Annotated in this window: 4 protein-coding genes; all 4 read left to right on the top strand. The window is 71.7% G+C overall.

The features are described from left to right. Positions 1 to 558 precede the first annotated feature (558 nt). The 4 genes from HNR00_RS11260 (at position 559) to HNR00_RS11245 (ending at position 6182) form a co-directional block, all read left to right on the top strand. Positions 559 to 3156: a sensor histidine kinase gene (locus HNR00_RS11260; RefSeq protein WP_183569263.1), complete on the top strand. Its 2598-nt coding sequence runs from the start codon at positions 559 to 561 to the stop codon at positions 3154 to 3156. Positions 3157 to 3310: 154 nt separating this feature from the next. Then, positions 3311 to 4891: a tRNA (adenosine(37)-N6)-threonylcarbamoyltransferase complex ATPase subunit type 1 TsaE gene (gene tsaE / locus HNR00_RS11255; protein ID WP_210306419.1), complete on the top strand. Its 1581-nt coding sequence runs from the start codon at positions 3311 to 3313 to the stop codon at positions 4889 to 4891. A gap of 30 nt (positions 4892 to 4921) precedes the next feature. Further along, on the top strand, positions 4922 to 5671 hold the full coding sequence (locus HNR00_RS11250; protein WP_183569261.1) for a nucleotidyltransferase family protein: 750 nt from the start codon (positions 4922 to 4924) through the stop codon (positions 5669 to 5671). 67 nt (positions 5672 to 5738) lie between these two features. Continuing rightward, on the top strand, positions 5739 to 6182 hold the full coding sequence (locus HNR00_RS11245) for a tellurite resistance TerB family protein (RefSeq protein ID WP_183569241.1): 444 nt from the start codon (positions 5739 to 5741) through the stop codon (positions 6180 to 6182). The last annotated feature ends 49 nt before the right edge of the window (positions 6183 to 6231 follow it).

Below are 6231 nucleotides of genomic sequence, written 5' to 3'. Positions count from 1 at the left end.
GCCACGTGAGATCAGACGATCCAGATCAGCTCGCTCCTCAGCCGTGAGCGTCACACGGTAGCGCTTGTGCATCGCTGCCTCCTGCCCTCAACCGATAGAAGACTCGCGCCAATAAGCCCCATCGCAAGCGGGACAGAGCACTAGAGCACCGTCCTGGATATCGGATCCAGGACGGTGCTCTATGTTTCTGTGCCGCATCGGCTTTTCCCGAAAGCCGGAAACCACCTTTCGGAACGATGCTCTCGCGAAGCGAAAGCCTAAGCCCGCGGAAGCGGGCGACGGCGATTGAGGCTACCTGGGAAAAACCAGGCCGCCGGCGCCCGAGGCCACCCTGAGGCTACTGTGGCTTTTCTGCGCCCCGCCGCGTCCGAATGCGGCCCGGTCGCTTTCCGACTCACAAAGGCGCTTCCAGCCGGAATCCCCCCCGCGTTAGGATGGCGCCGAATGAAACGAAGCGGGCGCCCGCGCTCCGGCCTCGGCCGGGCGTGACGGGAAGCCTTTGACCGGATGACGGCGCTTGCCCGCCGCCATCCGGTTCGGGTGTTCGGGGGCTTGAGGATGGGTCTGGAACGGGCGGCGCGCGTGCTGACGCGTGCCGGCATCCTCGGGATCGCGGCGCCGATGGCGGCGGCGGCCGAGGGGGCTCCGTCCAGCGGCGCGGGGTCGATGCTGGGACCGATGCACACGCACAACGCCGCCGGCTTGGCCGTGCTGATCGGACTGACCGTCTTCGCGACGATCCTGTCGCTGCTGCACATGCGCGAGCGCGGCCGCTGGATGCGCCGCGAGCGCGCGCTGCAGGACGCGCTCGCGGCCCTCAGCGGCGCCCACGACCGCGCCGAAATGCTGCTTCACTCGGAGCGTCAGGTGCTCGTCACGTGGGCCGGGCGCGGCGAGCCCGCGGTCGAGGGCGATGCCGGCTTCGCCCAGGATCTCAGGGGGGGCACGGCCGACCCGCGCGGCGCCCAGAACGGCGCCAAGCGCCTTCTGGCCTTCGGTACCTGGCTCGCCGCCCAGGACGCGCAGCTCCTCGACGCGGCGGTCGCGGGCTTGCGCGAGCGCGGCACCGGCTTCCGGATGAACCTGCGCAGCCTCGCCGGTCGCTACATCGAGGCCCAGGGCAGCGCCGTCGGCGGGCGGGCGCTGCTGCGCCTGCGCGAGACCACGGAGGAGCGGCGCGAGCTGATCGAGCTGCGCGGCACCCTGGACGAGGCCAAGCGCGGCCTCGCGGCGCTCGCCGGGCTCCTCGACGCCATCCCCCAGCCGGTCTGGCACCGCACCCCGGACGGACGCCTCGCCTTCGCCAACGCCGCCTACGCCGCCGCCGTCGAGGCGCCGGACCGCGAGGCGGCGGTGGAGAGCGGGCTGGAACTGCTCGACCGCGCCGCCCGCGAGCAGATCGCCCGCCGCCCGGCCTGCAGCGCCGCCCGGCCCCAGCCCCTGCGCCTCTCCGCGGTGGTGGCGGGCGCGCGGCGCACCCTCGACGTCTGCGAGAGCGACACCGCATCGGGCCGCGTCGGCATCGCCGTCGACGTCTCGGAGCTGGAGAGCGTGCGCGCCGACCTGCAGCGGCAGATGGACGCCAACGTCCGCACCCTCGATCAACTGCCGACCGCGGTGGCGATGTTCGACGCGCGCCAGCGCCTGATCTTCCACAACGCCGCCTACCAGCGCCTCTGGGACCTCGACGCCGCCTTCCTCGATTCGAAACCCCTCGACGGCGAGATCCTGGACCGGCTGCGCGCGGCCCGAAAACTCCCCGAACAGGCCGATTTCCGCTCGTGGAAGGCCGATGTGCTCGCCGCCTACCGCGCCGTCGAGGTGACCGACACGCCCTGGTACCTGCCTGACGGGCGCGTGCTGCGCGTCGTCGCCGACCCGAACCCCCAGGGCGGCCTGACCTACCTCTACCAGGACGTCTCGGAGAGCATGAAGCTCGCCTCGCGCTACGACGCGCTGATGAAGGAGCAGGCCGAGACGCTGGAGGCCCTCAAGGAGCCGGTGGCGGTGTTCGCCGCCGACGGGCGCCTCACGGTGGCCAACCGCGCCTTCGCGACGACCTGGCGGATCGATCCGGCCACGCTCGCCGGCAAGCCCTATGTCGACGCGGTCCTGACCGCCTGCCGGGCGCTGACGCCCGACCAGGGCGCCTGGGCCGGCATCCGGCAGGCGATCACAGGCCTGTCGGAGGCCCGCAGCGGCCATTCCTGCCGCCTCGACATGAGCGACGGCACGGTGCTCGACTGCTCGGCCCAGCCGCTGCCGCTCGGGGCGACGCTCCTGACCTTCATCGACGTGACCGCGAGCGCCAACGTCGAGCGGGCCTTGACCGAGAAGAACGACGCCCTGGAGCGCGCCTCGCAGCTGCGCGACACCTTCGTCCACCACGTCTCCTACGAGCTGCGCTCGCCGCTCACCAACATCATCGGTTTCACCCAGCTCTTGGGCGACGAAACCGTCGGCGCCCTCAACGAGCGCCAGCGCGAATATTCCGAGCACATCATGCGCTCGTCCGCCGCGCTCCTCGTCATCATCAACGACATCCTCGACCTCGCCTCGATCGATGCCGGCTCGCTCGAACTCCAGCGCGAGACCATCGACGTGCGCGCCACCGTCGAGGCCGCCGCCCGCGGCATCGAGGATCGCCTCGCCGAATCCCGCATCACCCTCGACCTCGACATGCCGGAGGGCGTCGGCAGCGTGTTCGCCGACGGCAAGCGGGTGCGCCAGATCCTGTTCAACCTCCTGTCGAACGCGGTGGGCTTCTCCGAGCCCGGCCAGCACGTGCGCGTCGAGGCGCGGCGCCAGGGCGGGGCGCTGACGCTCTCGGTGATCGACCAGGGCCGCGGTATCCCGGCGGAGGTGATCGACCGGGTGTTCGACCGGTTCGAGAGCAACACGCTCGGCACCAAGCACCGCGGCGTCGGCCTCGGGCTCTCGATCGTGCGCTCCTTCGTCGAGCTGCATGGCGGCCGGGTCGAGATCGCCTCGTCGCCGGGCCTCGGCACCCGCGTGACCTGCCTGTTTCCCGCCGAGCCCTCGCCGGGCGGCGGACGGCTCCCCAATGCCGTGCCGGAGGCCGAGGCCGCCCGCACGCCGCGCAACGGCCCGACGCCGAACGGCCGCGCCGCCGCCAGCCTGGAGGCGGCGGAGTAGGGAAAACCGCATCCCGGCCGAGGCTTGGGGCCCCTTTTCAGGGTTTCGCCTGCGGTAAGAAAACCGGTTAAGCATCCCCTGCTAGGATCGTGCGAAACCGTCGGACCCAAATGTCCGGCGGGTGCGTCCGGCGGTGCGTGCGGAGGGTGAGGCGTTGAGCGAGGACACGGACGGCACGGCCGGGGCTTCCTCATCCGAGACGCCCAAGCGGCGCCCGGCCTGGGAGGTGCTGCTGCCGGAGGAGGGCGCCACCGAGGACATGGCCGCCTTCCTGGCGGGCTTCCTCCTGCCCGGCGACCTCGTGGCGCTCTCCGGTGGCCTGGGGGCCGGCAAGACCACGCTCGCCCGCGCGATGATCCGCGAACTCGCCGGCGATCCGCGCCTCGAAGTACCGAGCCCGACCTTCACGCTGATGCAGCCCTACGAGACCCGGGGCGGCCGCGCCGTCATCCACGCCGACCTCTACCGCCTGCGCGGCCCCGACGAACTGGTCGAACTCGGCTTCGACGAGTTGGCCGAGACCGCCGTCACCCTGGTCGAGTGGCCGGAGCGGCTCGGCCCGCGCGACGGCGAGACCCTCTCGGTCGATCTCTCGCTCAGGCCCGAATACGGCGAGGGCGCCCGCTTCGTCCGCATCGACGCCACGCCGGGGATGCGCGAGCGCCTCGACCGCGCCCGCGCGGTGCGCGCGCTGATCGCCCGCACCGGCTGGGACGAGGCGGAGCGGGTGCCGATGCAGGGCGACGCGTCCTCCCGCGCCTACGAGCGGCTGGTGAAGCCCGACGGCGAGACCGCCGTGCTGATGATCGCGCCTCCCCGCCCCGACGGGCCGCCGGTGAAGGACGGCAAGCCCTACAGCGCGATCGTCAAGCTCGCCGAGAGCATCCACGCCTTCGTCGGCATGGACCGGGCGCTGATCGGCCTCGGCGTATCGGCCCCCAAAATCCTCGGCGAGAATCTCGCGGCCGGGCTGCTGATCCTGGAGGATCTGGGCTCCGAGCCGGTGGTCGAGAACGGCGCGCCGCGGCCCGAGCGCTATTCGGAGGCCGTGCGGCTGCTCGCCAAGCTCCACGCCGCCGACCTGCCCGACCGGGTGCCGGTGGGCGACGGACTCGAGCACGTGCTGCCGCCCTACGATGCGGAGGCGCTGCTGTTCGAGGCCGAGCTGATGCCCGAATGGTACGCCCCGGCCATCCGCAACACCCACCTTCCGCCGGACGCCCGACGGGACTTCCTGGCGCTCTGGAGCGACGCCCTCAAGGACCTTCTCACCGAGCGCCCGACCTGGACCTTGCGCGACTACCACTCCCCCAACCTGATCTGGCTGCCCGAGCGCGAGGGGCTGGAGCGGGTCGGCGTGATCGACTTCCAGGACGCGGTGATGGGGCACCCGGCCTACGACGTCGCCTCGCTGCTGCAGGACGCCCGCGTCGATTGCAGCGCGGATTTCGAGCTGCGGCTGCTCGGCCTCTACATCCGTGAGCGCCGCGCCCGCGACGCGAGCTTCGATCTGCAATCCTTCGCCCGCTCCTACGCGGTGCTGGCGGCCCAGCGCGCGACGAAGATCCTGGGAATCTTCGCCCGGCTCGACAAGCGCGACGGCAAGCCGGGCTACCTCGCCCACCTGCCGCGGATCGAGGGCTATCTCGCCCGCAACCTCGCCCACCCGGCGCTCGGGGACCTTCGGGCCTGGCACGAGACCCAGTTGCCGAGCCTCGTCGCGCCGACCGCCTGACCCCCGCCCAACGAACGCACGATGGCCGCCATGGAAGACGCGCCCCAAAGTCCCAAAAGAATCACGCGCGCCTTCGTGCTGGCCGCGGGCCTCGGCAAGCGCATGCGGCCGATCACGGCCACCGTGCCGAAGCCGCTCGTCGAGGTCGCCGGCAAGGCGCTGATCGACCACGCCCTCGACCGGGCGGCCGAAGGCGGGATCGAGACCGCGGTCGTCAACGTCCACTGGCTCGCCGACCTGATGGAGGGACACCTCTCCCACCGCGTCGGCGGCCCCGCCATCGTGATCTCCGACGAGCGCGCGGCGCTCTTGGAGACCGGCGGCGGCATCCGCAAGGCGCTGCACCATCTCGGGTCCGAACCCTTCGTGGTGTTCAACTCCGACTCGTTCTGGCTGGAGGGGCCGCGCCCGAACCTGCCGCGGCTGATCGAGGCCTGGAACCCGCAGACCATGGACATCCTGCTGCTGGTCGCGCCGACGGCGACCAGCCTCGGCTACGAGGGTGCGGGCGATTTCGACATGGATGCCGACGGGCGCCTTGCCTGGCGCGGCGAGCGCGAGGTGGCGCCCTTCATCTACGCGGGCGTCGCCATCCTGAAGCCGGAGCTGTTCGAAGACACGCCGGAGGGCTCGTTCTCGCTCACCCTGCTGTTCGACCGGGCGGCCAAACGCGGCCGCCTGCACGGGCTGCGCCTCGACGGGCAATGGCTCCATGTCGGCACGCCCGAGGCGATCGAGGCGGCGGAAGCGCGGGTGCGCCAGAGCGCGCAGGTGCCTTGAACGAGTGCCTTGAACCTGGGGCCGCGCGGCGTGTTGAAGCCGGTTCGGGACGTACGGCAGGGCGGGAATGGGTCTGATTTCGGAGACGGTGGAACGCTTCCGCCGCACGCTGACGGCGTATGCCGGCGACGAGAGCCTGATGCAGGCGGCGGTCTCGGCCTGCGCCAACGTCGCGGTCGCCGACGGCGAGGTGATGAGCGAGGAATTCGAGACGGCGCTCGCGGGCCTGCGCGCCAACCCGATCCTCGAGAAGGGCTATGACTGCCTGATGCTGGAACACGCCCTCTACGAGGGCCTGGGCCGCGCCCGCACCCGTGCCGGCCGCGCCGAGAACCTCGTGCGCGTCGCCGTCATCGCCGACCGCCCGGAAGAGCAGCGCCGCAACGTCTTCCTCGTGGCCGCGGATGTGGCCGACCACGAGGGCATTGGCCCGCAGGAGCGGACGGCCTTGGCCGAGATCGCCGAGGCGCTGGGGGTCGATGGGGCGGGGCTTTTGGCGCGGTTCGGGTAGGGCGCGCATCGGGCCTCCCACTGATCCGCGAGAGCGCTTACATTCGGGC

Source organism: Methylorubrum rhodinum, from assembly GCF_014199935.1.
In the GTDB taxonomy this organism is placed as follows: Bacteria; Pseudomonadota; Alphaproteobacteria; order Rhizobiales; family Beijerinckiaceae; genus Methylobacterium; species Methylobacterium rhodinum.
The sequence above is the reverse complement of the archived record's forward strand: the minus strand, read 5'-3'. Positions and strand labels throughout refer to the sequence as shown.

What these genes read in the sequence shown, in the direction of transcription:
- HNR00_RS11245 (WP_183569241.1), top strand. Translation starts at nt 5,739, where the DNA reads ATGGGTCTGATTTCGGAGACGGTGGAACGCTTCCGCCGCACGCTGACG.
- HNR00_RS11250 (WP_183569261.1), top strand. Translation starts at nt 4,922, where the DNA reads ATGGAAGACGCGCCCCAAAGTCCCAAAAGAATCACGCGCGCCTTCGTG.
- HNR00_RS11260 (WP_183569263.1), top strand. Translation starts at nt 559, where the DNA reads ATGGGTCTGGAACGGGCGGCGCGCGTGCTGACGCGTGCCGGCATCCTC.